Here is a 24,837-nt window from a genome sequence, read left to right as displayed (position 1 = left end):
CTGGGCGACGGGCGGGCACCCCGCCTAGAGCGGCGCCGCGTCGAACAGCACGCGGGAGCAGCCGACCGCCTGGTCGTGCGTCACGACCGCGCGCACGCCGTAGACGTCGGCGATGAGCTCCGGCGTCAGCACGTCGCGCGGATGCCCGCCCGCGACCACGCGCCCCTCGCGCAGCACGAGCACGCTGTCGCAGAACATCGCGGCGAGGTTGAGGTCGTGCAGCGCGACCACCGTGGTCACCGGCAGGTCGCGCACGAGGGCGAGCAGCTCGAGCTGGTGGCGGATGTCGAGGTGGTTGGTCGGCTCGTCGAGCAGCAGCTCGCGCGGCTCCTGCGCGAGGGCGCGCGCGATGTGGGCCCGCTGCCGCTCGCCGCCGGAGAGCGTGCGCCACGCGCGGTAGGCCTTCGCCTCGAGCCCCACGTGCGCGATCGCGCGGTCGATGGCCGCCGCATCCTCCGCGGTGTCGCCGCCGAGCAGCGTGCGGTACGGCGTGCGGCCGAGGCGCACGACGTCGCGCACCACGATGTCGACCTCGGTCTCGCCGTGCTGGGTGACGGTCGCGACCCGGCGCGCCACGTCGCGGCGCCGGAGCCCCGCGAGGTCGTCGCCGTCGAGCGTCACCCGGCCGGAGTCGGGCGTCGCGGCACCCTGCAGGAGCTTGAGGAGCGACGACTTGCCGGAGCCGTTCGGCCCGAGGAGCCCGACGGTGGATCCGGGCGCCGGCTCGAGCGTGACGCCGTCCACCACGAGCCGCCCGCCGCGCGTCCAGCGCACGTCGTGGGCCCGGAGCGTCATGCGCGCCCCCGGTTCCGCATCAGCAGCAGCATGAACACGGGCACGCCCACGAGCGCCGTGCCGACGCCCACCGGCAGCGGCGTCGGCGCGAACGCGAGGCGCGAGAACGCGTCCACCCACACCATGAAGACCGCGCCGAGCACGATCGTGGCGGGCACGACGCGCGCGTGCCGCTGGCCGAACAGCAGGCGCGCGGCGTGCGGCAGCACCAGGCCGACGAAGCCGATGGCGCCGGCGATGCTCACGAGCGTCGCGGTGAGGAGCGCGGTGACGACCAGGAGGATCGTGCGCGTGCGGCCCACGTGGATACCGAGCGACGACGCCACCTCCTCCCCGAACGCGAAGGCGTCGAGCGAGCGGGCGTAGGCGAGGCAGACGACCGCCCCGATCGCCACGACGGAGACGCTGAGGCCCACCTCGTCCCAGCGCATGCCCTCGAGCGATCCGAGCAGCCAGAACGTGATGCCGCGCGTCTCGTCGGAGTCGGCGAACGCGAACACCACGAGCGAGGTGAGCGCGGAGAACAGCTGCGTGCTGGCGACGCCCGCGAGGATCACGCCGGCCGTGCCCGCCGACGAGAACCGGGCGAGCAGCAGCACGAAGCCGAACGCCACGAGCGCCCCGATGAAGGCGCCGCACGACATCCCGATCGCGCCGCCGCCGAGGCCGAGCACGCCGATGAGCACCGCGCCGGTCGAGGCGCCGGAGGAGACGCCGAGCACGAACGGATCCGCGAGCGGGTTCCGCAGGAGCGACTGCAGCACGACGCCGCAGAGGCCGAGGCCCGCGCCGCACGCCGCCGCGACGAGCGCGCGCGGGAGGCGCTCCTGCCAGACGATGGCGTCCTCGGAGACGCGCACCGGGATGCTCGCGAGCCCGGCGCGGTTGAGCAGGATGTCGCGCACGTTCACGAGCGACACGTCGGCCGGCCCGAGGGTCACGGCGACGCCCACCGAGAGCGCGAGCGCGACGATCCCGAGCACGACCAGCAGCACCACGCGGAGCGCGTGCGGCAGGGCGCGCACCCGCGCGGCGGCCGCCGGGAACGGCGCCCGCGGGGCCGCGGCGCTCAGAGCTTCCCCCCGCGCGCGTCCCACCAGGCCCGGATCTTCTCGAGCCCGTCCACGAACCGGATCGACGGGTTCATCTCGGCGCCGTGCAGCGCCACCATGCGGTCCTCCTTGACGGCCGTGAGGTCGCGCGTGAGCGGATCGCTCGTGAGGAAGTCGGTCTTGTCCTGCAGCTTGTCGCCGGGGAACCGGTTCCGCTGGAGGTCGCCGAGCACCAGGATGTCCGGATCCCGGTCGACGACGTCCTCCCAGCCCGTGGCGACGAAGTCGTCGCGCACCTCGGGGAACGCGTCGGTGGCGCCGACCTGGCGCGACAGCAGCGACGTCGCGCCGAACCCGCCGCCCATGTACGGCGTCTTCGTGTCGGCGAACCAGTACATGACCTTCGCCCCGCCGAGGTCCATCCCGTCGGTGGCCGCGGCCGCGCGCTGCTGGAGCGACGAGACGAGCGCCTCGCCGCGGTCCTTCACGTCGAACACCTCGGCCATCTCGCGGATCTCCTGGTACAGCGCGTCGACCGTGAGCGGGGTGGTGCGCTGGCCGCCGCCGTTGATGCTGATGTCGGAGTCGCAGTCGGTGGGCGACAGGTAGGAGGGGATCCCGGTCTCGGCAAGCCGGTCGCGCGTGGCGACGCCGCCCGTGGCGTAGTGGCGGCCGAAGGAGGCGGTGACGAAGTCGGGGTCGGCGCCGAGGAGCACCTCGTAGGTGGGCGCGTTGTCGGCGAGGCGCGGCACCTGCGCGTTCGCGTCGGCGAGCGAGTCGAGCACCGGATCCGTCCACGACGCCGTGCCGACCATGCGGTCCTGCAGGCCGAGCGACAGCAGGATCTCGGTGGAGTCCTGGTCGAGCGACACGACGCGCGACGGCGCCTGGTCGATCGTCATGTCGTGGCCGCAGTTCGACAGCGTCAGCGGGTACGTCGTCGACCCCTCGCCGGCGTCGGCGACGGATGCGGCCGGCACCTCCTCGGAGGCGCCGCATCCGGTGAGGGCGACGAGCACGAGGCCCGTCACGGCGGTGGCGGTGAGGCGGGCGAGGGCGCGAGCGCGGGGCATGGGTCTCCTGGGGTCGAGGCCGGCGTCGGCCCGGCGGGGAGCCCGGGCCGCGGGTAAGCATAGCCTTACCTCACTGGGCGGCTCGACCCCGCCTCCACCACCGGGCGGGCCTATCGCCGTGGTCGCCGGGACGTCACGCGGTAGACCACGGCGAGGCCGATCACGAGGACGCCGTAGACGGGAATCGCCCAGGCGGAGCGGATCAGCGAGAAGCAGACCGCCGCGAGCAGGAGCGGCACCATCACCGCGACCCCGAGGGGGATGGGCTTCCGATCCATGGCGACGACCCTGCCGAGACGTCGCCGACGGCACGATCCCCGTGAGCGGCGGGCGTCGACGGCCGGATCAGCGCCCGCGCGCCACCGTCGACCCGCGCACGATGAGCTCGAAGCCCATCGTCTCGGAGCGGAAGGCTCCCGCGTCCGCACCGCGCTCGATCCGCTCGGCCAGCATCGCGACCGCCCGGCGCGCGATGGCCCGGCGGCCGGGAGACACGGTGGTGAGCGGCGGCTGCGCGAAGCGGGAGTCCTCCGTGTCGTCGAGCCCCGCGACGGCCACGTCCTCGGGCACGCGGATGCCGCGCTCCTGCAGCGTCCACTGGGCGCCGAGCGCGAGCGAGTCATTGAAGCCGAACACGGCGTCGAGCTCGACGCCGTCGTCGAGGAGGCGGGCCATCGCGGCGGCGCCGGCCTCGCGGCGCCAGGGGCCGGGATCCACCTGGAGGCGCGGGTCGAGCGGGATGCCGGCCGCGGCGAGCGCGTCCTCGGCGCCGCGCTGCCGGAGCGCGGCGCCCGTCGGCTCGTCGGCGTCCCGCACGCCGACGAGCGCGATCCGCCGCCGCCCCGTCTCGACGAGGTGCGCGACCGCGGCGCGGGCGGCGTCCCGGTCGGCGATGAGCACCTGGTCGGCGAGGCCCTCGAGGAAGCGCTGGCCGATCATCACGAGCGGCACGTTCAGGTCGATGAGGTCCGCGTCCTCCTGGTGCAGGGCGAGCGGCTCGTAGATCACGCCGTCGAGCACCTGGCGGTGCAGGCCCGAGAGCGCGCCGATCTCGCGGTCGCGCCGCCCCGCCGTCGTCTCGACGAGCACGCTGAGGCCGAGCTCGTCCGCCGCGTCGATCACGTCCTGCGCGAGCGGCGCGAGGTACGCGCTGTCGAGCTCGGGGATCACGAGCGCGATCATGCGCGACCGGCCGGAGCGCAGGTTCCGCGCCGAGACGTTCATCCGGTAGCCGAGCTCGGCGACGGCCGCCTCGATCCGCGCCCGCGTCCCGTCGCGCATGTAGGGGTAGCCGTTGAAGTAGTTGCTGACGGTCTTGATGGAGACGCCCGCGGCGCGCGCGACGTCGCTCATGGTCGCCGCCATGCGCTCCCCCTCGTGTCCGTGCGCGGTCCGGGTCGCCGCGCGCCGCCCCAGCCTCGCACGCGGGTCGGGCGTCGGCCCTACTTCACCGCGCCGCTGATGAGGCCGGCCACGTAGTACCGCTGCAGCAGCAGGTAGAGCACGACGCAGGGGATCACCGTCACGGCGACGCCCGTCTGCATCAGACCCCAGTCGACCGTGTTGTTCTGCCCGGCCGACAGGATGTTGAGGCTCACCGGCAGCGTGTACAGGCTCTGGTCGGTGATGAGGATGAGCGTCGCGAAGAAGTCGTTCCACGCCGAGAAGAAGGTGAGGAGCGCGGTCGAGACGACGCCGGGGATCGCGATGGGCAGCATCACCCGGCGCATCGCCTGCAGCGGCGTGTTCCCGTCGATGAGCGCGGCCTCCTCGAGGCTCGCCGGCACGGCGGCGAACGAGTTCCGCATGAGGAAGATCCCGAACGGCAGGTTGAAGGTCGCGAGCACGAGCGAGAGGCCGACGAGGCTGTTGTCGAGGTCGAGCTCGATGAGCGTCAGGAACAGCGGCGTGATGATCGCCTGGAACGGGATCATGAACGTGATCAGCACCAGGAAGAACACGAGGTCGCTCCCCCGGAACGGCAGCCGAGCGAACGCGTAGCCCGCCAGCGTCGAGACCACGACCGTGAGCGCCGTCACCAGCAGCGACACGACGACGCTGTTGCGGAGGCTCGTCACGAGGTCGAGCCCGCCGGTGGGCGTGAGCAGCCGCTGCAGGTTGCCGAGCCCGACCGACCCGTCCTGCGCCGTGAGCGCGGTGCCCAGCATGATCCCGAGCGGGTAGAGGAAGAGGAGCGCGACGCAGCCGCACGCGACGTACCAGGCGAGGCGCGGCATGGAGGCGCGGACGGCGCCGAGGCCGCGGGCGTCGCGGTCGCGGCCGGCGCGGGCCGGGGACGCGCCCGCGGCGTGCGCGTCGGCGGAGGAGGCGGGGCGGGCGGGGGCGGAGGCGCTCATGCGTGGTCCGAGTTCCGGAGGAGCAGCATCTGGGCTGCGCTGACGAGGCCGAGGACGACCATGAGGATGATGGAGAGCGCGGCCCCGTAGCCGAGGTCGAGCCGGATGAACGAGGAGCGGTAGATCTCGTAGACCGCCGTGATGGTGCCGTTGTCCGGCCCGCCCGCGGTCATGATGTAGAACTGGTCGAACGCCAGCAGCGACCCGGCCACGCTGAACACCAGCACGAGCGCGAGGGTCGGCCGCAGCAGCGGCAGGGTGATGTAGACGAAGCGCTGCCAGCGGGTGGACCCGTCCACCTCGGCCGCCTCGTTCACCTCCTGCGGGATCGACTGGAAGCCCGAGAGCAGCAGCAGCATCTGCAGTCCCGCCGACTTCCACGCGACCATGCTCACGACCACGAGGAACGCGGTCACCGGCCCGCCGAACATGTTCGTCGACACGTCGACGAGGCCGAGCCCGGCGAGCGCCGTCATGGTCGGCCCGATCACCGGCTGCCACATGAAGAGGAAGAGGTAGCTCGCGGAGGCGAGGCCCACCACCACCGGCAGGAAGAAGATCGACTGGAAGACGCGGGCCGTGCGCGTGCGGCGCTGGATGAGGAGCACGAGCGCGAACCCGACCACGAGGAGCACCGGGGTCACGACCGCCGTGTAGACGAGCGTGAAGCCGACGGCCTTGAGGAACGCGGCGTCCTGGAACGCCTCGACGTAGTTCGCGAGGCCCGTGAAGGCGCGGTTGCCGAGGAGCGGCCACGTGTACGTCGACATGGCGACGGTGCGCATCAGCGGCCAGATGAAGAACGTGACGAGCATGACGACGGCCGGCAGCACCAGGAGGATCCCGGTGCGGCGCCGCCTCCTCGCCATGCCGCCGCGGTCGCGCACCGCGCTGCGGGCCGGGGCCGGGGACGCGACGGCGCCCTCCAGCCGGGTGATCACGGGTGCGGTCACTTCTCGTCCTCCTCGACGTAGACGACGGAGTCGAGGATGCGCTGCGCGTCGGCCTGGGCCTCGCGCTGCGCGTCGTCGATGCCGCCGCCGAACACGGACTGCGAGATCAGGTTGACCCAGACCCCGTTGTTGTCGTTGAACAGCTCGTTCTCGACCGGGCTGAAGGGCACGTGGCCGACGCGCAGGGCGTCCGCGAACACGGCGTAGCGCGGATCCTGCGGCACGTAGACCTCGTCCAGGAGGTCGGTGCGGATGGGCACGACCGACTGCTCGGCGAGGATCGTCTGCGCCTCGTCGCCCGTCGCCCACTCCACGAACTCCCACGCCGCGTCGACGTCGTCCGAGCCCTCGAGGATGGCGAGGGTGTCGCCGCCGCCGAAGGACGCGGATCCGCCGTCCTTCCCGGGCAGCGGGGTGACGCCGAAGTCGACCTGGCCGCCCGCGACGAGCGCGCCCATGGTGGCGGTGCCGTCGGCGATCATCCCGACGTTGCCCTGCTGGAACGCGGTCGCGGTGTTGGGGCCGGCGTCGGTGCGGGCGAGGGACGGCATGCTGCCGTCGGTCCACATGCCGCGCATCAGCTCGAGCGCCTCCGTCACCTCAGGGCTGTCGAGCGTGGCCGTGCGGCCGTCGGCGGTGAGCACGTCGCCGCCGCTCCCCCAGATCAGCGGCGTGAAGCCGAAGATGAGGCAGCCGCCGCACGCGCCGGGGATGGAGTAGCCGTACGTGCTGTCGCCGAGCGCGGTGATGGCCTTCGCGGCATCGCGGATCTCCGCGTGCGTCGTCGGCGGGTCCTCCGGGTCGAGCCCGGCCTCGGCGAAGAGGGTCTTGTTGTAGAAGAGCACCGAGGCGTCGCCCGTGAACGGCACGGCGTAGGTGCGGTCGTCGAAGGACGAGACGGAGGCGTGCGCCGGGCTGAAGGCGTCGGCGTAGCCGAGCGCGTCGACCCGGTCGGTGATGTCGACGAGGGCGCCGGCCTGCGCGAAGTACGGCGTGAAGACGAGGTCGAGCGCGGCGACGTCCGGCGGGTCGCCGCCGGCGATGGAGGTCGCGAGCTTCTGCACGTAGCTCGGCGACGGCACGAGCGTGATCTCGACCTGGGTCGCGTGCGTGGCGTTGTACGCGTCGGCGAGCGGCTCGACGAGCGCCTTCTCGTAGTCGCGGATCCAGAGCTGCACGGTGCCGTCGCCCGCGTCGCCGGATCCCGCGGAGCAGCCGGAGAGCGCGAGGCCCGTGATCATCAGGGTCGCCGCGGCGGCCAGCCTCGTCGTGGTCCGCTTCATCGCGCTCCTCGTGTCCGTGACGTGTCGGCCCGTCGGGGCTCGGCCGCGTGGCCGCACGCACCGCCCTGGTGCCTTCTACATCGTTGTACTAGATTATGTGCATCGATGTACAGCCCGTCAAGAGGACCCCGATGACCGCCGCCCCCGCCGCCCCGCGCCCCGCCGCCGCCAGCCCGGGCGCCGCCCGGTCGTTCCCGCTCTCCGCCGTGCGGCTGGGCGACGGGCCGCTCCGGCACGCGCAGCTCACCGACGTCGAGCACGTGCTCCGCATGGACCCCGACCGGCTGCTCGCGCCCTACCTCCGCGAGGCCGGGCTCGACTCCCCCGTGCCGTCGTACGGCAGCTGGGAGGCGATCGGCCTCGACGGCCACATCGGCGGGCACCTGCTCTCCGCGCTCGCGCAGCTGCACGCGGCGACCGGCGATCCGCGGCTCCTCCCCCGGGTCGAGCACATGCTCGACGTGCTCGAGCGCTGCCAGGACGCGGCCGGCGACGGCTGGCTCGGCGGCGTGCCCGACGGCCGGGAGTTCGGCCGCACCATCGCGGAGGGCCGGATCGAGGCGGACACCTTCGACCTCGAGGGCAGGTGGGTGCCGCTCTACAACCTGCACAAGACGCTCCGCGGGCTGCTGCACGCGCACGAGCACGCCGGATCCGCCCGCGCGCTGCGGATGGCGGAGGGCATGGCCGACTGGTGGCTCGGCGTCTCCGCGCACCTCGACGACGACGCGTTCGAGGGCATGCTCGCGACCGAGCACGGCGGCATGTGCGACGCGTTCGCGACGCTCGCCGGGCTCACCGGCCGCGCCGACCTGCTCGCGGAGGCGCGGCGGTTCGCCCAGCGCGCGCTCGTGGATCCGCTCGCCGCCGGCCGCGACGAGCTCGACGGGCTGCACGCCAACACGCAGATCCCCAAGGTGACGGGCGTCGAGCGGCTCGGGCGGATGACGGGCGACGCCCGCCTGCTCGCCGCCTCGGACGCGTTCTGGGAGTCGGTCGTCGACCGCCGCAGCGTCGTGATCGGCGGCAACAGCGTGCGCGAGCACTTCCACCCGGCGCGCGACTTCACGCCCATGGTGCTCGACGAGCAGGGGCCGGAGACCTGCAACAGCTACAACATGCTCGAGCTCGGGAAGCTGCGGTTCGCGCGGACGGGCGACCCGGCGATCCTCGACCAGGTCGAGCGCACGATGCTCGACCACGTGCTCTCCACTCAGCACCCCGAGCACGGCGGCCTCGTCTACTTCACGTCGCTGCGGCCGGCGCACCACCGCGTGTACTCGGTCGCGGGCGAGTCGATGTGGTGCTGCGTCGGCACGGGCATGGAGAACCACGCGCGCTACGGCGAGCAGGTCTTCGCGCGGACGGACGACGCGCTGCTCGTGGACCTCTACGTGCCGGCCGAGCTGGACTGGGCCGCGCGCGGGATCCGGGCGCGCATCGCGGGCGACGTGGCGCGCACGGGCGAGGCGACCCTCACGATGTCGGCGGACGCGCCCGCCGACCTGGAGCTGCGGCTCCGGCGGCCGGGCTGGGCGACGTCGATGGAGGTGCGCGTCGGCGACGAGCGCGTGGCCGTGGTGCCCGGGGCGGCCTGGGTGCCGATCCGCCGCACCTGGGCGGGCGAGGCCGTCGTGTCCGTGCGCTTCGGGATGGAGGTGCGTGCCGAGGGCCTGCCCGACGGATCCGCGTGGACGTCGTTCCGCTACGGCCCGGTCGCGCTGGCCTCCCGCGACGGCCGGGACGGGATCGCGACGTCGCTCGCGGAGGACTCGCGCATGGGGCACGTGTCGCCCGCGCCGGAGGTTCCGCTCGAGCGGACGCCCGTGGTGACCGCGGCCGACCCGGCCGACGCCGTGTCGCTCGTCGACCGCGGCGCGCTCGCGTTCCGGCTCGACGCGTGGCGGGGCGGCGAGCGGGTGGAGGTCGCGCTCGAGCCGTTCGCCGGGATCCACGACGAGCGGCACACGCTCGTCTGGCCCACGGGGGCCGACCCGGTCGCGCGCGCCGCCGAGCTCGCGGCGATGGACGCGGCCGGCACGGACGCGGACGTGGTCGACGAGGTGGTCGCCGGCGAGCAGCAGCCCGAGGTCGACCACGGCTTCCGCGGCGAGGGCACGCGCGCGGGCGGCGCCGACGGGCGGCACTGGCGGAGCGCGACCGGCTGGTTCGGGTACGAGCTGCGCGATCCCGCCGATACGGCGACCGTGGTGCGCGTGGTGCTGCGGCGCGAGGCGGCGGGAATCGGGGCGGGTTCCGGCGACGACGGGCCCTCCGGGGCCGCGGCGGATGCGGGTCCCGTCGGCCAGGTGATCCGCGTCGGCGGCGTCGAGGCCGAGCGGGTCGAGGAGGCGGGGCTCGGCGGCGAGGTCGGCGACGACGCGCTCGACGTGCGGATCACCGACGCCATGCGCGCCGGATCCCCCGCGGGCGCGATCGCGGTGTCGGTTCACGCGCGGCCGGGCGGGCGCACGCGCGACGTGCTCGGGATCCAGCTGCGGCGCTGACCCCCGCGCACGACGAGGGGCCCGGACGATCCGCCCGGGCCCCTCGCGTCGTCCCTCGCCGACTACGCGGAGACGGCCTGCAGGTTCTTCTCGATGTGCGCGTGGAACGCCTGCAGCCAGGAGAGGAGGAACTCCTCCGTGCCGGCGTTCGAGATCGCGCCCTCGGGCGAGATGAGGCCCTCGGTGGTCTGGATGTACGCCTCGGGCTGCGACAGCTCGGGCGACGCCAGGAACGAGAGGATGCTGCGGAGGTGCTGCTGCGCGACGGCCGTGCCGACCGCGCCGATGGACGTGCCGATGACCGCGCTGGGCTTGCCCTGGAACGCGTTCTCGCCGTAGGGGCGGCTCGCGAAGTCGAGCGCGTTCTTGAGCACGCCGGGCACCGAGCGGTTGTACTCGGGCGTGACGATGAGGACGGCGTCGGCGTCGGCGATCTGCGCCTTGAACGCGTTCGCGACCTCGGGGTAGTCCCCGTCCATGTCGGCGCTGTAGAAGGGCAGCGGCGCGATGGGGATCTCGGTGAGCTCGAGGCCGGCCTGCGCGCCGAGGCGCTTCAGCGCGAGCGACAGGGCCCGGTTGATGGAGGTGGACGACAGGCTGCCGACGAGGTAGCCGACGCGGTAGGTGGTGCTCATGTTCGCTCCTTCTCGCACGGATCAGTTCCATGCGCGCGCATGGAGCCTAGCGTCGGCGGATGCGCGTCACCCGGGCGTGCGGGGCTCGCGCGGATCCCGGACAGCCCGCCAGAGCGCGGCCTCCTACGGCAGAGCACGTGCCCAACAGGTCGTTGCGCGATCAGGCCGGGTTCTCGAGATGGGTGACGAGTCGACCCGACGGCGAGAAGTGCAACGACCCGTTGCACTTCCCCGCCTCGAGGACGGTGCCGCCCGCTGCCTCACCCCAGCAGCACCTCCCACGTGCGCAGCGACGGCCAGAGCGCGTGGCGCGGGAGCACGTCGGGGCCGCACGCGCGGGATCCGAGGCCGTGCTGGGCGTCGTCGAGGAACAGGTGCAGCCCGTCGGGGGCGGGGAGCTCGTGCGGGTGGCCGACGTCGGTCATCTCCTGCGGGGTCCAGCGGGAGAGCTGGAAGCCCGCGCGGTGGCCGGAGGCGTCGGGCACGGTCGTCACGGTGAGCGGCGTCGCGGACCCGTCGCCGACCACCAGCGACCGCAGCTCCGGACGGTGGCCCGTCTCCTGCGGGCGCGCGTACGCGGCGGCGAGGCCGTCGACGGTCGACGCGAACCGGCCGACCCGCACGGCGGTGCGGCTGTCCGGGTAGGACTCGCCGGGCCCGGTGCCGTGCCACGCGACCGGGTGCTCCGCGAGCGCGGCCGGCAGGTCGATCCGCACGCCGACGCGCGGCCAGGTGCAGTCCCACACGCCGAACGGCACGACCTCGGTCGCGAGCAGCAGGCCGCGGTCGGTCGCGGTCCAGCGGAAGGCGACGTCGACGCCCGCACCGGAGTGCGCGGCCTGCACGCGCATCCGCGTCTCGAGGCCGTCCGCCGTGCGGGTGGATCCGAGCAGCCGGTGCGTGAGGCGGTGCAGGCCCCGCTCGCGCCAGCGGTCGGCCGACGGCGGGGTCTCCTCGGCGCCGCGGCCATGGGTCAGCTCGGGCTCCGCCAGCTCGTACGACCCCTGCCCGGCGCCGCGGTCGTTCTCGGTGGGCGCGCGCCACAGCTCGAGGCGCGGGCCGCGGGCGGGCACGCCGCCCCACGCGACGAGGTCGCCGCGCGCGTCGAAGGTGCCGACGCCGAGCGCGTCGCCATGCCAGCGCCCGACCGGCCGGGGTCGCGGCGCGGGCCGGTCGCGCACGAGCGCCTGGTGCTGCGCGACGACGTGGCCGGCCTCGGCCCAGGGCGCGTCGTGGCGGGTGACGACCTGCACGGTCACGTGCGCCTCCTCCGCGTGGCCGGCGACGCGCGCCTCCTCGGGGAGCGGGATCGTCGCGGCGGAGCCTGCCGCGAGGGGCCCGTGCTCGAGGATCCCGCGGGCGACCTGCCGGCCGTCGTGGGCGAGGATCCAGACCAGGTCGACGTCGGCGGTGGACGCGGTGTGCCGCCGGTTCTCGACGCGCACGGATCCGCCGTCCGCCGCCACCCGCACGCGCACCGGGGCGATGACCGCCGCGAGCTCGGCGAGGCCCGGCGTGGGCGTGCCGTCGGAGAGCAGCAGGCCGTCCATCACGAAGGGGCCGTCGTGCACGGGCTCGCCGAAGTCGCCGCCGTACGCGTGGAAGGGGCGGCCGTCGGCGGTGCGCGCGAGCAGCCCGTGGTCGCGCCACTCCCACACGAAGCCGCCGTGCAGGCGCGGCCAGCGGTCGATCGCGTCCTCGTAGTCGGCGAGGGATCCGGGCCCGTTGCCCATCGCGTGCCCGTACTCGCACAGGAGGAACGGCTTCGCGCGCTGCGTCGCGCCGGTCGCGCCCGTGGTCTCGTGGATGCTCGCGACGGGCGTGCCGCACACCGAGGCGATCTCCTCGAGCGTCGGGTACATCCGCGAGTAGACGTCGGTGTGCTCGCCCGTGAGGTCGCCCTCGTAGTGCACGGGCCGGGTGGGATCCGTGCGCCGCACCCACGCCGACATGGCCGCGATGTTGCGCCCGGTGCCGGACTCGTTGCCGAGCGACCACATGACGATCGACGGGTGGTTGCGGTCGCGGCCCACCGTGCGCGCGATGCGGTCGAGGTACGCGTCGCGCCAGCGCGGGTCGTCGGACGGGTTGTCCCGCCACTCGACGTCCCAGAAGCCGTGCGTCTCGAGGTCGCACTCGAGCACGACCCAGAAGCCGAGCTCGTCGGCGATGTCGAGGAGGCGCGGATGCGGCGGGTAGTGGGAGGTGCGGATCGCGTTCACGCCGCTCCTCTTCATCAGCTCGAGGTCGGCGCGCGCCTCCGCCTCGTCGAACACGCGGCCGCGCTCGGGGTGCGACTCGTGCCGGTTGACGCCGCGGAAGGTGAGGCGCCGGCCGTCGACGAGGAGCGCGTCGCCGTCGATGCGCACGGTGCGGAAGCCGATCCGCAGGGTCGCCGTCTCGCCGGGCGACGACACGGTCGCGTCGTAGAGGCGCGGCAGCTCGGCGCTCCACGCGTCGACCGCGGGGATCGCGAGGGGCGCGACGTCGGCCGGGGTCCCCCACGTCGCGTGGATCCCGAGCTCCGGCACGCGCACCACCACGGGGAACGCGCCGTCCACCTCCAGGTCGAGGAGGCCGGATCCGTCGGCCGGGTCGCGGTCGGCGCGCACCCGCACGTCGTCGAGGGCGCCGGCCGGGCGGGCGAGCAGCTCGACCGAGCGGAAGATCCCGGGCAGCCACCACTGGTCCTGGTCCTCGAGGTAGGAGGCGGCCGACCACTGGTGCACCCGGATCCCGAGCACGTTGTCGCCCGGCACGAGCAGCGCGGTCACGTCGAGCTCGGTCGCGAGGCGGCTGCCGGTGGTCCAGCCCGCCTCGACGCCGTTGACCCAGAAGGTGGCGAGCCCATCGATCCCGTCGGTGCGCAGCAGCACGCGCTCCGCGTCGGCGAACGACGCCGGCAGCCGGAACGCGCGCCGGTGCTCGCCCGTGGGGTTCGCGTCGGGCACGTGCGGCGGGTCGATGGGGAAGGGGTACTGCAGGTTCGTGTACGCGGGCGTTCCGTGGCCGTGCAGCACCCAGTGCGACGGGACCGGCAGCGTGGTCCAGCCGGCGGCGTCGAGCGCGGCGTCGTCGAGGGCGGGATCCGCGACCGCGGGGAGCGCGTCGGCCGCGTCCACCGGCGCCTCGGGCAGCAGGCGGAACCGCCAGTCGCCGTCGAGCGACAGGGCGGGCGCGTCGGTCGCGAACCGCGTGCGCGGGGCGAGGCGCGACGCGGATCCGGGGGCGACGTCGTCGAGGTGGGACATGCGGGTCCTCCGTGCGGACGGGTGCGCGCGGCGGCGCGACGGGGCGGGCGGGCGGGCGGGACGAGGCGAGGCGAGTTGAGGTGGAGCGGAGCGGCGCGGCGAGCGACAGGCGACGAGCGGCGAGCGACGAGCGACGAGCCGCGGATCAGCCCCGCTCGTCGAGCCCCGCGAGCGCGGCCCGGTCGGCGACCACGGTCACCTGCGGGTGCCGCTGCAGGACCGACGCGGGCACGCGCTCGCTCACGGGGCCGGCGAGCGCCGCCGCGAGGGCACGGGCCTTCCGCTCCCCCGAGGCGACGAGCAGGATCCGGCGGGCGGACATGATCGTCGCGATGCCCTGCGTGATCGCGTGCGTCGGCACCGCGTCGGCGTCGCCGCCGAAGTACCGCGCGTTGTCGCGCCGGGTCGCGGCGGCGAGGCGCACCACCCGGCTGACGCCGTCGAACGGCGAGCCCGGCTCGTTGAACCCGAGGTGCCCGTTGGCGCCGATGCCCACGATCTGCAGGCCCGCGCCGCCGAGCCGCCGGATCCGCCGCTCGTGCTCGGCCGCGGCCTCGGCCGGATCCGCCGCCGCCCCGTCGGGCACGACCACGCGCGCGTCCGGCACGTCGAGCGGCCGGGCGATGCGCGCCCGCACGAACGCGAGGTACGACTCCGGGTGCCCGGTCGGCAGCCCCACGTACTCGTCGAGCGCGACGAGCGACAGGCCGTCGGTGACGAGCGCCCGCTCGCGGTGGCGGCGGCCGAGCTCGGCGTAGAGCGGCTCGGGGCTGGATCCGGTCGCGACGCCGAGCACGCCCGCCGGGTCCTCGCCGAGGAACGCCTGCACCACGTCGGCCGCGGCCGTGCCGAGGCCCGCGGCGTCGTCGACCGCCGTGATCCGCGCCGTGCGCAGCGGGGCGCGCATCACTTCAGCGCGCCCTTCGCGATGTCGCCGATGAACTGCTTCGCGCCGACGAGGAACACGAGGATGAGCGGGATCACCGCGAGCAGCGCGCCCGCCATGACCATGCCGTAGTCCTTGCCGTGCGCGCTGTTGAGCTGGCTCATCGCCACCTGCAGCGTGAGCGTACCCGGGTCGTTGAGGACGATCAGCGGCCAGAGGTAGTCGTTCCACGCGGCGATGAACGTGAAGATCCCGAGGAAGCCGAGGCCCGGCCGGATGAGCGGCAGGCACACCGTGAGGTACTGGCGGAAGAACCCGGCGCCGTCGATGCGGGCGGCGTCGATGAGCTCGTCCGGCACGCTCGAGATGATGAACTGCCGCAGCCAGAAGATGCCGAACGCGTTCGCCGCGGCCGGCACGATGAGCGCCTGCAGCTGGCCGACCCAGCCGAGGTTGATCATCGTCACGAACTGCGGGATCACCGACAGCTGCGCGGGCAGCATGAAGGTCACGAGCAGCAGCGCGAACAGCGCGCGCCGCCCCGGGAACTCGTACTTCGCGAACGTGAACGCGGCGATGGAGTCGAAGAACAGCACGAGCACGGTGACGGAGACCGCCACGACGATCGTGTTCATCAGCGAGCCGCCGAAGTCGATCGTGCGGAACACGGCCTGGATGTTGTCCCACAGGTACGGCCCCGGCACGAGCACGGGCGGCGACTTGTAGATGTCGCTCGTGGTGTTGCTCGCCATCACGACGAGCCAGTAGAGCGGGAACAGGCTCACGATGGATCCGGCGAACAGGATCCCGTGCAGGATCACCCGCCCGGGCGGCAGCTGCCGGCGCCCCGCGGGCCGGCCGGTGCGCTCCCCGTCGGACCGCGCGCGCCCGGAGGCCCGGTCGGCGACGCGGGTCGCGGCGGATCCCGCGGCGTGGACGGTCGCGCTCATGCGCGCTCTCCCTTCCTCGTGCCGGGCGCGCGCACGACCTTCTCCTTCTTCTCCGACCCGAGTCGGAAGCTGATGATGGAGAAGATCACCACGAGCAGGAACACGCCCCACGCGATGGCGGCGCCGTAGCCGAAGCGGTTGTAGTTGAAGGCCTGCTGGTAGAAGTACAGGACGGTCGTGAGGCCGGCCTGGCCCGCGCCGCCCGAGTTCGGGTTCGTCGTGCTGGAGGAGGCCGTGAGCACCTGCGCCTCCGTGAAGCTCTGCAGGCCGGTGATGGTCGAGACCACGAGCACGAACAGGATCGTGGGGCGCAGCAGCGGCAGCGTCACCGACCAGAAGGTGCGGATCGCGCCGGCGCCGTCGAGCTTCGCGGCCTCGTAGACCTCGGTGCCGATGGCCTGCATGCCCGCGAGGAAGATGATCGCGTTGTAGCCGGTCCACTGGTACGTGATGAGGATGGCGATGGTCACCTGGATCGCCCACGGCGTCGAGAGCCATGCCACGCCGTCGAGGCCGATGGCGCGGAGGCCGGCGTTCACGAGCCCGAAGCTGTCGCCGAAGATCGAGCCGAACAGCACGGCCATCGCGACGACCGAGGTGACGTTCGGCACGAAGTAGCTGATCTTGTAGAAGGTGCTGAGCCGCTTCGCCGAGTTGAGCATCGCCGCGACGACCACCGCGATGGCCATCATCGGGAACGTCGACAGGGCGAAGATGACCAGCGTGTTCTTGATGGACAGCCAGAACGTGCCGTCGGCCGCGAGGGCCTGGAAGTTCGCGAGGCCCACCCACTTCGCCGTGCCGAGCCCGTTCCAGTCCTGGAACGAGAGCACGAGCGAGTAGAGCGCGGGGAACAGGCCGAAGACGAGGAACAGCAGGAAGAAGGGCGCGATGGCGACGTAGTACGGCCACGTGCGGCGGAGGCCCCGGGTGCCCGCGGCACCGCGCGAGCGGGCGGGGCCGGGAGCGCCCGCTCCCGCCCGGGTGGGCGCGGGCGGGCGCCCACCCGGGCGGACGACGGAGGGGATCACTGCTTCGCGGTCTTCAGGGCGGCCTCGCCCGCGGCGACGGCGTCGGAGTAGGCCTGGTCGGGGTCCTTGCCGAGCGAGGTCACGTTCTGCAGCTCGGTGACGAACGCGGCCTGCACCTGGTTGTCGTAGGGGCTCGTGTAGGCGGTGGGCATCTTCGACGCGGCGTCGGCGAAGATCCCGACGGTCGACTGGCCGCCGAAGAAGTCGTCGCCCTTCTGCAGCTCCGGGGAGTCGTAGGCGGCGGTGGCCGACGGGAAGATGCCCTTGTCGGCGTACGCGGTGACCTGGTTGTCCTCGCTCAGCACGTCCTTGATCACGGCGAAGGCCGCCTGCGGGTCCTTGGTGCCGGACGGGATGGAGAGGAAGGATCCGCCGATGTTCGCCGGGCCGCCGGGCATGGGCGCCACGCGCCAGTCGCCCGAGGTGTCGGCCGTCGCGCTCTTGAGGTCGGCCTGGTACCAGGAGGCGCCGAGGAGCGCGGGGAGGGATCCGTTGCTGATGGCCGACGCCCAGTCCGGGCTGCCGTCGGTGACGTTCGCGGTGAGGCCGTCCTGGTAGGCGAGCACCGCGCGATCCCACGCGGTCTTCACGGTGGCGCTGTCGCCCGTGTAGTTCCCGTCCTCGTCGACGAAGCGGGTGGTGCCCTGGCCGAGCGACTTGGTGAACACGTCGGACGCGTCCACGAAGATCGCGCCGCCGGTGGCCGCCTTGAGCTTCTTGCCGAACGCGAAGTAGTCGTCCCAGGTGGCGGTGGCCGCGGCCACGTCGGCGGGCTCGCTCGGCAGTCCGGCCTTCTGGAACACGTCCGCGCGGTAGTAGAGCGCGGTGGGGCCGATGTCGATGGGGAGGCCGATGAGCTGGCCGTCCTCGGTGGTCGCCTCCTTGAGCTTCCACGCCGGGTACTGGTCGGCGACGTCCTTCGCGCCGAGCTGGTCGAGGTCCTCGAAGAGGCCGTCCTCGCTGAGGAAGTACGGCATGTCCTCGCCCTTGACGCCCGTGACGGACGGCAGGCCCGAGCGGCCGGTGAAGGTGGTCACGAGCTTCTGCTTGAAGTCGCCGCCGATGGTGGAGACGTTGAGCGTGGTGCCCGGCACCTCCGCCGGCACCTTGTCGAGGACCGTCTGGCTGAGGCCGTCCGGCCAGATCCACAGGTCGAGCTGCCCGCCGGCCGAGGATCCCGACGACGACGAGCAGGAGGCGAGGACCGGCGCGAGGAGCGCGAGGGTCGCGACGCCGACGACGATGCGCCGGGCGCGAGCGCGGCGGGCGGAGGGGATGGGCATGGTGGTTCTCGATTCGGTGGGGGACGGGCGGGTCGGAGCGGGCGGGAGTCGGGGAGCAGGGGACGCGGCGGGCCGGCTCAGGCGAGCAGGCGGTCGGCGTCGGGGCGGGAGAGGGCGTCGGCGAGGTAGTCGTAGCGGCCGGGCTCGGCCGCCTCGGGATGGGCGCGCAGCCACGGCACGAGCTCGTCGAGCCGCGGGGCGCCGGCCGCGCCGCCGGGGCGGGTGACCGTGATCCCCGCCACGAGGCACGCGAAGTCGACGCGCTCGGTGAGCGACCAGGGCGCGCGGGCCGAGGCGGCGAGCGAGGCGCCGAACACGTCGCCCGCGCCGGTCGCGTCGACCGCGCGCACGGCGAGCGGCGGGCGGACGACCTCCTCTCCGCGCGCGGAGTCGACGGCGACGACGCCGCGGGATCCGGAGGTGACGACGCTGAGCGGCACGCGCGCGCCGAGCGCCCGGGCGGCCTCGACCGCCGAGTCGGTGCCCGTGTACGCGGAGGCCTCGAGCTCGTTGGGGAGGAAGGCGTGGCACTCGTCGAGCTGCTCGAGGATGGCCGGGTCCCAGCGCTCGGACGGATCCCAGCCGACGTCGGCGTACACGTCGGTGCCGGCGGCGGCGGCGCGGCCGACCCAGGAGGCGCGGCGCGGATCCAGGTGCACGAGCGCCGCGGCGACGGCCGGGATGGCGCCCGGCACGAGCTCGTCGGAGGTGAGCGGGCAGGCGACGCCGCCCGTGACCATGGCGCGGTCGTCGTCGTAGCCGAGCGACGCGGTGACGGGCAGCGCCCAGTCCTCCAGCGTGACGAGGTGGTCGAGGGCGACCCCCTCCGCGGCGAGCTCGGCGCGCACGAGGCGGGAGAACGGATCCACGCCCACGGCGGCCGCGATGACGGTGGGGACCCCGAGGCGCGCGCCGGCGACCGCGAAGTTGGCAATGCCGCCGGGGCCGTGGCCGAAGGACGAGGTCCAGATCTCGTGGCCGGGGCGGGGACCGCTCGGCAGGTCGCCGAACACGACGTCCGCGAACAGCTGGCCGACGACCAGCAGGCCGGCGGGCCGCTCGGGGCGGGGGGCTGCGGGCACGGTGACCTCGGCTTCTCGGGATCGCGCCGTGCGGACACGGCGGTGGGTGGCGGTCCGCCGACGGCGACGCTGCCGGTGGACGCGGTCGTCGGGTGGACGTCGACCGGTAGTGACGTTTCTAGCCCATGTGAGCACATGGATGGAAGACCTTGTTCATTACGAGATTGTTTCTGCTCGGATCTGCACGCTAATGTTCACTTCATGAGAGACGCCCGGGAGTTCGTGATCCTCGACCGGCTCCGCGCCACGCGGAGCGCCACGGTCGCCGAGCTCGCCGAGGCGGCGGGCACGAGCGACGCCACCATCCGCCGCGACCTCGCCCGGCTCGACGAGCAGGGCGCGGTCCGGCGCACGCACGGCGGCGCCGTCCTCGTCGAGGTCGACGCGCCGTTCGCCGAGGTCGAGCAGGTCAACCGCGAGGCCAAGGAGCGCATCGCGCGGGCCGCGGCGGCGCAGATCCTCGACGGCCAGTCGGTCGTGCTCGACATCGGCACGACCACGCTGCACCTCGCGGAGCAGCTCCGCGGCCGCTCCCTCACGGTGATCACCGCCAACGTCGCGGCGTTCGACGTGCTGCGCGACGACCGGAGCGTGCGGCTCATCCTGCTGCCCGGCGACTGGGATCCGGTCTACCGCTCGGTGTCCGGCCCGCTCACCGCCGAGAGCCTGCGGATGCTGCACGCCGACCACGCCTTCGTGGGCGTGAGCGGCATCGCCGACAACGGCGACCTGCGCGACACGACGATGGCCCAGGTGCCCATCAAGCGCGCCATGGCGGAGGTGAGCGACCGGGTCACGGTGCTCGCCGACTCCTCCAAGTTCCCGGGCACCGGCGCCGGCCGCGTCGCCCCCACCGCGTCTCTGACGCAGCTCATCACCGAGGCCGCCCCGCACGAGCGGGTGTCGCAGGGCCTCGCGGACAAGGGAGTGTCGGTGACCGTCGCATGAGGCTCACGATCCTGGGCGGGGGCGGCTTCCGCGTCCCGCTCGTCTACTCGGCGCTGCTGCGCGACCACGAGGCCGGCCGCGTCTCGCACGTGGCCCTCTACGACACCGACGAGGTGCGCCTCACGGCCGTCGCCCGCGTGCTCGCCGAGCAGGCCGCGGCGTACCCGGACGCGCCCGTCATCTCGCTGCACACCGACCTCGACGAGGCGCTCGCGGGCGCCGCGTTCGTGTTCTCGGCGATCCGCGTGGGCGGCATGGCCGGGCGCTCGTGCGACGAGCGGCTCGGCATGGCGCACGGCGTCATCGGGCAGGAGACCGTCGGCTACGGCGGCATCTCCTACGCGCTGCGGACGCTGCCGGTCGTGATGGACCTGGCCGAGCGGATCCGGGCGCAGGCCCCCGACGCGTGGGTCATCAACTTCACGAACCCCGCGGGCGTCGTCACCGAGGCCATGTCGCGCGTGCTCGGCGACCGCGTCATCGGCATCTGCGACTCCCCCATCGGCCTCGCCCGCCGCGTGCTCGGCGCGCTCGGCGTGCAGGGCGACGACGTCGTCATCGACTACGCGGGCCTCAACCACCTCGGCTGGCTGCGCGGGCTCCGGGTCGACGGCCGCGACGTGCTGCCGGACCTCATGGCCCGGCCCGACCTCATCGGCACGTTCGAGGAGGGCCGGCTCTTCGGCGCCGAGTGGGTCACCGAGCTCGGCGCCGTGCCGAACGAGTACCTGCACTACTACTACTTCCAGCGCGAGGTGCGGCACGCCGACCAGCTCGCCGCGCAGACCCGCGGCGGCTTCCTCGTGGAGCAGCAGGGCCGGTTCTACGAGCAGCTCGAGCACCGGCACGACGTGTCCGCGCTCGCGCTCTGGGAGCGCACGCGCCTCGACCGCGAGACCACCTACATGGCCACGAACCGGCAGTCGGCCGGCATGGGCGACCGCGACGAGGACGACCTCGTCTCGGGCGGCTACGAGGACGTCGCGATCGCGCTCATGCGCGGCATCGCGTACGACCAGAGCGCGCGGCTGATCCTCAACGTGCGCAACCGCGGCACGCTCGCGGCGCTCGACGCGGACGCCGTGGTCGAGGTGCCGTGCGTGGTCGACGCCTCGGGCGCGCATCCGGTCGCCGGCACGGAGCTCCCGGACTTCGGCGTGGGCCTCGTCACGAACGCGAAGTACGTGGAGCGGCAGACCATCGAGGCCGGCCTCGGCGGATCCCGCGCCGCCGCCGTCCGCGCGCTCGCGCACCACCCGCTCGTCGACTCCGTCACGGTCGCGCGCTCCCTGCTGGAGGACGCGATGCACGCGTTCCCGGCGCTGTCCTACCTGCGCTGACCGCCGGTCGCCCGGCGCACGCCGCCCGCGCCTCCCTCCCGCACGCCCCTCCCGCCCGTCCCCACCCCCGAACCCGGAGGACACCCATGCACCAGAACCAGAAGCTCGTCCAGGAGCGGATCCTCCGCGCGCTCGACGAGCGGATCACCCCCGCGGTCTACTCGTCGAAGGCGCCCGTGACCCTCCGCGCCTGGATGGCGCCCGACGAGCCCGTGCCCGTCGCCGAGGCGATGCGGCAGGAGTACGTTCCGTTCGAGCTCGGCCAGCCGTGGGGCCGCGCGTGGTCCACCTGGTGGTTCGAGGTGTCGGGCGAGGTGCCCGCCGAGTGGGCCGGCCGCACGGTCGAGCTGCTCATCGACCCGGGCTTCATCGGCGACTGGCCGGGCAACCAGGCCGAGTGCCTCGTGCACACGATGGACGGCGTGCCGGTCAAGGGGATCCACCCGCGCAACACCTACGTGCGCCTCGCCGACGAGGCCGCGGGCGGCGAGCAGGTGCGCTTCCTCGTGGAGGCGGCGGGCAACCCGGACATCCTGGTGAACGAGTTCGTGCCCACCCCCTACGGCGACAAGGCGACCGCGCCCGCCGAGCCCATCTACCGCTTCCGCCAGGCCGAGCTCGCCGTGTTCGAGCCCGAGGTGTGGGCGCTGCGCTTCGACGTCGAGGTGCTGTACCAGCTGCTGATGGAGCTGCCCGAGACCGAGCCGCGCCGCCACGAGGTGCTCCGCGCGATCGAGCGCGCGCTCGACGTGCTCGCGATGGACGACATCGTCGGCACGGCCGCGGCCGCCCGCGCCGAGCTCGCCGAGGTGCTCTCCCGCAAGGCGGTGCCGAGCGCCCACACGCTGAGCGGCGTCGGCCACGCCCACATCGACAGCGCCTGGCTCTGGCCCATCCGCGAGACCAAGCGCAAGACCGCGCGCACCTTCTCCAACGTGCTGCGGCTCGCCGAGCAGTACCCCGACTTCCGCTTCGCGTGCTCGCAGGCGCAGCAGTACGTGTGGGTGAAGGAGAACTACCCGACGGTGTTCGAGGGCATCAAGCAGGCCATCGCGGACGGCACGTGGTACCCGGTCGGATCCATGTGGATCGAGCCCGACGGCAACCTGCCGGGCGGCGAGGCGATGATCCGCCAACTCACCCACGGCATGCGCTTCTTCCAGGACGAGCTCGGCGTCGAGACCCACGGCGTGTGGCTGCCCGACTCGTTCGGCTACACGGCGTCGTTCCCGCAGATCGCGAAGCTCGCGGGCCTCGACTGGTTCCTCACGCAGAAGCTCTCGTGGAACCAGACCAACACGTTCCCGCACCACACCTTCTTCTGGGAGGGCATCGACGGGTCGCGGATCTTCACGCACTTCCCGCCCATCGACACCTACAACTCCACGCTCGAGGCGGAGGAGACGCACCACGCCGTGCGGCAGTTCCGCGAGAAGGGGAGGGCGACGATGTCGCTCGCGCCCTTCGGCTACGGCGACGGCGGCGGCGGGCCCACGCGCGACATGATGGAGCGCCAGCGCCGCACGGCCGACCTCGAGGGGTCGCCGAAGGTGATCGTGGAGCACCCGGACGAGTTCTTCCGCAAGGCCGAGGCCGAGTACCCGGACGCGCCCGTGTGGGTCGGCGAGCTGTACCTCGAGCTGCACCGCGGCACGTTCACCTCGCACGCCCGCGAGAAGCGCGGCAACCGCCAGGCCGAGCACCGCCTCCGCGAGGCCGAGCTGTGGTGGACGATCGCGGCCGTCCGCACGGGCGCCGACTACCCGTACTCGGCGCTCGACCGGCTCTGGAAGCAGACGCTGCTGCAGCAGTTCCACGACATCCTCCCCGGCTCCTCCATCACGTGGGTGCACCGGGAGAACGAGGAGGACTACGCCCGCAGCCTCGCCGAGCTCGACGCGCTCGTGGCGGACGCGATCGCGCGGGTCACGGCGCAGGCGGTCGCGGACGGCGAGGGCGACGGATCCGGCGCGTTCGCGGTGAACTCGACCGGCCACGCGCGCACGGCGCTCGTGGAGGCGCCCGACGGATCCGCGCTCGCGCTCGTCGCGGTGCCCGGCAGCGGCATCGCGCCGCTCGTCGCGGTGGAGCCGGCCTCGCCCGTCGTCACGACGCGGGCCGACGGCGGCACCGTGCTCGACAACGGGCTGCTCCGCGTCACGATCGACGCGCGCGGTCTCGTCACCTCGATCCTCGACCTCCGCCACGCCGACCGCGAGCTCGTGCCCGCCGGCCGCGTCGCGAACCTGCTCCAGCTGCACGAGGACATCCCCACGGCGTGGGACGCCTGGGACGTCGACGCGCACTACCGCGCGAGCCGCACCGACCTGGTCGAGGCCGAGTCGGTCGAGCTCGTCGAGGACTCGCCGCTCCGCGCGACCGTCGAGGTGGTCCGCCAGTTCGGGCGCTCGCGCGTCGTGCAGCGGGTGTCGCTGCACGCGGACGACGCCCGGATCCACGCCACGGCCGACCTCGACTGGCTCGAGGACGAGAAGCTCCTCAAGGTGTCGTTCCCGCTCACGATCCACGCGCAGCACCACAGCGCCGAGATCCAGTTCGGGCACGTCCGCCGCCCCACGCACACGAACACGTCGTGGGACGAGGCGCGCTTCGAGGTCATGGCGCACCGCTTCGTGCACGTGGAGGAGCCCGGCTACGGCGTCGCGCTCACCAACGCGGGCAGCTACGGCCACGACATCACGCGCACGGTCGGCGCGACGGGCGAGGTCGAGACCGAGATGCGGATCAGCCTGGTGCGGGCCGCGCGCTCCCCCGACCCCGTGCAGGACATCGGCCACCACCGCTTCGAGTACGCGCTCGTGCCGGGCGTCGGCATCGAGGGCGCGGTGGACGCGGGGCTCGAGCAGAACCTGCCGGTGCGCGTCGTGCACGCGGGCGACGCCTCGGCGGCCCCGGCCGGCACGGCGTCGGCCTCCGAGGTCGCCGCGGCGCCCGGGTCCGACTCCGGATCCGGCGTCGCCGTGCCCTCGTCGTTGCCCACCGCCGCCGGGCTCGTCTCGGTGCACGGCGGCACGGTGCGGATCGAGGCGCTGAAGCTCGCCGACGACGCCTCGGGCGACGTGATCGTGCGGCTCTACGAGTCCACCGGCGCGCGCGTCGCGACCCGGCTCGAGGCGCATCTGCCCGTCGACCGCTTCACCGAGGTCGACGTGCTGGAGCGTCCCCTCGGAGCGGGCTTCCCGCGCGCGATCGCGTTCGAGCCGGAGGCCGACGGCAGCGGCGTGCGGCTCGTGCTGCGCGCGTTCCAGGTGATCACGGTGCGGATCCACCGGGCCTGACGCGCGCCCTGCGCACGCGACGGGGGCGCGATCCGGCCGGTGCCGGGTCGCGCCCTCGTCGTCGTGTCGTGTGCGCGACCCGCGACTGCGACTGCGGCTGCGGCTGCGGGTG

General features: G+C 73.6%; 19 protein-coding genes. 4 read left to right on the top strand and 15 right to left on the bottom strand.

The features are described from left to right. Window positions 1-24: 24 nt before the first annotated feature. From FGG90_RS12830 to FGG90_RS12795, 8 genes are all read right to left on the bottom strand, one after another. On the bottom strand, window positions 25-795 hold the full coding sequence (locus FGG90_RS12830; RefSeq protein WP_094126606.1) for an ABC transporter ATP-binding protein: 771 nt from the start codon (window positions 793-795) through the stop codon (window positions 25-27). Continuing rightward, entirely contained in the window at window positions 792-1,892 is a 1,101-nt protein-coding gene (locus tag FGG90_RS12825) for a FecCD family ABC transporter permease (protein ID WP_378143385.1), read from the bottom strand. The genes FGG90_RS12830 and FGG90_RS12825 overlap by 4 nt, the downstream gene beginning before the upstream one ends. Beyond that, the gene (locus tag FGG90_RS12820) at window positions 1,865-2,920 is read right to left on the bottom strand and encodes an ABC transporter substrate-binding protein (protein ID WP_094126607.1); all 1,056 of its coding nucleotides are present in this window, start codon (window positions 2,918-2,920) and stop codon (window positions 1,865-1,867) included. Before FGG90_RS12820 ends, FGG90_RS12825 begins: the two co-directional genes overlap by 28 nt. 110 nt (window positions 2,921-3,030) lie before the next feature. Beyond that, window positions 3,031-3,198 (bottom strand): hypothetical protein, encoded by a 168-nt coding sequence (locus FGG90_RS12815; RefSeq protein ID WP_165771358.1) that lies wholly within the window; start codon window positions 3,196-3,198, stop codon window positions 3,031-3,033. A gap of 67 nt (window positions 3,199-3,265) precedes the next feature. After that, on the bottom strand, window positions 3,266-4,285 hold the full coding sequence (locus FGG90_RS12810) for a LacI family DNA-binding transcriptional regulator (protein ID WP_237583390.1): 1,020 nt from the start codon (window positions 4,283-4,285) through the stop codon (window positions 3,266-3,268). 77 nt (window positions 4,286-4,362) lie between these two features. Next, window positions 4,363-5,277, bottom strand: coding sequence for a carbohydrate ABC transporter permease (locus tag FGG90_RS12805; protein WP_237583389.1), 915 nt, complete (start codon window positions 5,275-5,277; stop codon window positions 4,363-4,365). After that, entirely contained in the window at window positions 5,274-6,230 is a 957-nt protein-coding gene (locus tag FGG90_RS12800; protein WP_237583387.1) for a carbohydrate ABC transporter permease, read from the bottom strand. Before FGG90_RS12800 ends, FGG90_RS12805 begins: the two co-directional genes overlap by 4 nt. Further along, the gene (locus FGG90_RS12795; protein WP_210433016.1) at window positions 6,227-7,513 is read right to left on the bottom strand and encodes an ABC transporter substrate-binding protein; all 1,287 of its coding nucleotides are present in this window, start codon (window positions 7,511-7,513) and stop codon (window positions 6,227-6,229) included. The genes FGG90_RS12800 and FGG90_RS12795 overlap by 4 nt, the downstream gene beginning before the upstream one ends. Window positions 7,514-7,644: 131 nt before the next feature. On the opposite strand from FGG90_RS12795, the gene FGG90_RS12790 reads away from it, so the two are divergent. Next, a complete protein-coding gene (locus FGG90_RS12790; protein ID WP_165771359.1) occupies window positions 7,645-10,020 on the top strand; it encodes a beta-L-arabinofuranosidase domain-containing protein in 2,376 nt (791 codons plus the stop codon). Between the two features lie 62 nt (window positions 10,021-10,082). Here the strand turns inward: FGG90_RS12790 and FGG90_RS12785 are convergent, their stop codons facing one another. From FGG90_RS12785 to FGG90_RS12755, 7 genes are all read right to left on the bottom strand, one after another. After that, window positions 10,083-10,655, bottom strand: a complete 573-nt coding sequence (locus tag FGG90_RS12785) for an NADPH-dependent FMN reductase (RefSeq protein WP_094126609.1) — start codon at window positions 10,653-10,655, stop codon at window positions 10,083-10,085. 260 nt (window positions 10,656-10,915) lie between these two features. Further along, a complete protein-coding gene (locus tag FGG90_RS12780) occupies window positions 10,916-13,906 on the bottom strand; it encodes a glycoside hydrolase family 2 TIM barrel-domain containing protein (RefSeq protein ID WP_094126610.1) in 2,991 nt (996 codons plus the stop codon). 145 nt (window positions 13,907-14,051) lie between these two features. Further along, window positions 14,052-14,813 carry a glucosamine-6-phosphate deaminase gene (locus tag FGG90_RS12775; protein WP_094126611.1) on the bottom strand — a complete coding sequence of 254 codons (762 nt, stop codon included), beginning with the start codon at window positions 14,811-14,813 and terminating at the stop codon, window positions 14,052-14,054. Next, entirely contained in the window at window positions 14,813-15,742 is a 930-nt protein-coding gene (locus FGG90_RS12770; RefSeq protein ID WP_094126612.1) for a carbohydrate ABC transporter permease, read from the bottom strand. Before FGG90_RS12770 ends, FGG90_RS12775 begins: the two co-directional genes overlap by 1 nt. Further along, entirely contained in the window at window positions 15,739-16,773 is a 1,035-nt protein-coding gene (locus FGG90_RS12765; RefSeq protein ID WP_094126613.1) for a carbohydrate ABC transporter permease, read from the bottom strand. Before FGG90_RS12765 ends, FGG90_RS12770 begins: the two co-directional genes overlap by 4 nt. Continuing rightward, window positions 16,770-18,056 (bottom strand): ABC transporter substrate-binding protein, encoded by a 1,287-nt coding sequence (locus FGG90_RS12760; RefSeq protein ID WP_094126614.1) that lies wholly within the window; start codon window positions 18,054-18,056, stop codon window positions 16,770-16,772. The genes FGG90_RS12765 and FGG90_RS12760 overlap by 4 nt, the downstream gene beginning before the upstream one ends. Before the next feature lie 77 nt (window positions 18,057-18,133). Then, a complete protein-coding gene (locus tag FGG90_RS12755; RefSeq protein ID WP_094126615.1) occupies window positions 18,134-19,138 on the bottom strand; it encodes a carbohydrate kinase family protein in 1,005 nt (334 codons plus the stop codon). Between the two features lie 201 nt (window positions 19,139-19,339). Here FGG90_RS12755 and FGG90_RS12750 point away from each other — a divergent pair, with 201 nt between their 5' ends. The 3 genes from FGG90_RS12750 (at window position 19,340) to FGG90_RS12740 (ending at window position 24,725) form a co-directional block, all read left to right on the top strand. Continuing rightward, window positions 19,340-20,086, top strand: coding sequence for a DeoR/GlpR family DNA-binding transcription regulator (locus FGG90_RS12750; protein WP_237583385.1), 747 nt, complete (start codon window positions 19,340-19,342; stop codon window positions 20,084-20,086). Next, entirely contained in the window at window positions 20,083-21,426 is a 1,344-nt protein-coding gene (locus FGG90_RS12745) for a 6-phospho-beta-glucosidase (protein ID WP_094126616.1), read from the top strand. The genes FGG90_RS12750 and FGG90_RS12745 overlap by 4 nt, the downstream gene beginning before the upstream one ends. Before the next feature lie 86 nt (window positions 21,427-21,512). Continuing rightward, entirely contained in the window at window positions 21,513-24,725 is a 3,213-nt protein-coding gene (locus FGG90_RS12740) for an alpha-mannosidase (RefSeq protein ID WP_094126617.1), read from the top strand. Window positions 24,726-24,837 lie beyond the last annotated feature (112 nt).

This window comes from Clavibacter michiganensis subsp. tessellarius (genome assembly GCF_021922985.1).
Taxonomy (GTDB): Bacteria; Actinomycetota; Actinomycetes; order Actinomycetales; family Microbacteriaceae; genus Clavibacter; species Clavibacter tessellarius.
Note: the sequence above shows the minus strand (reverse complement) of the source record. Positions and strands in the feature narration are given on the sequence as shown.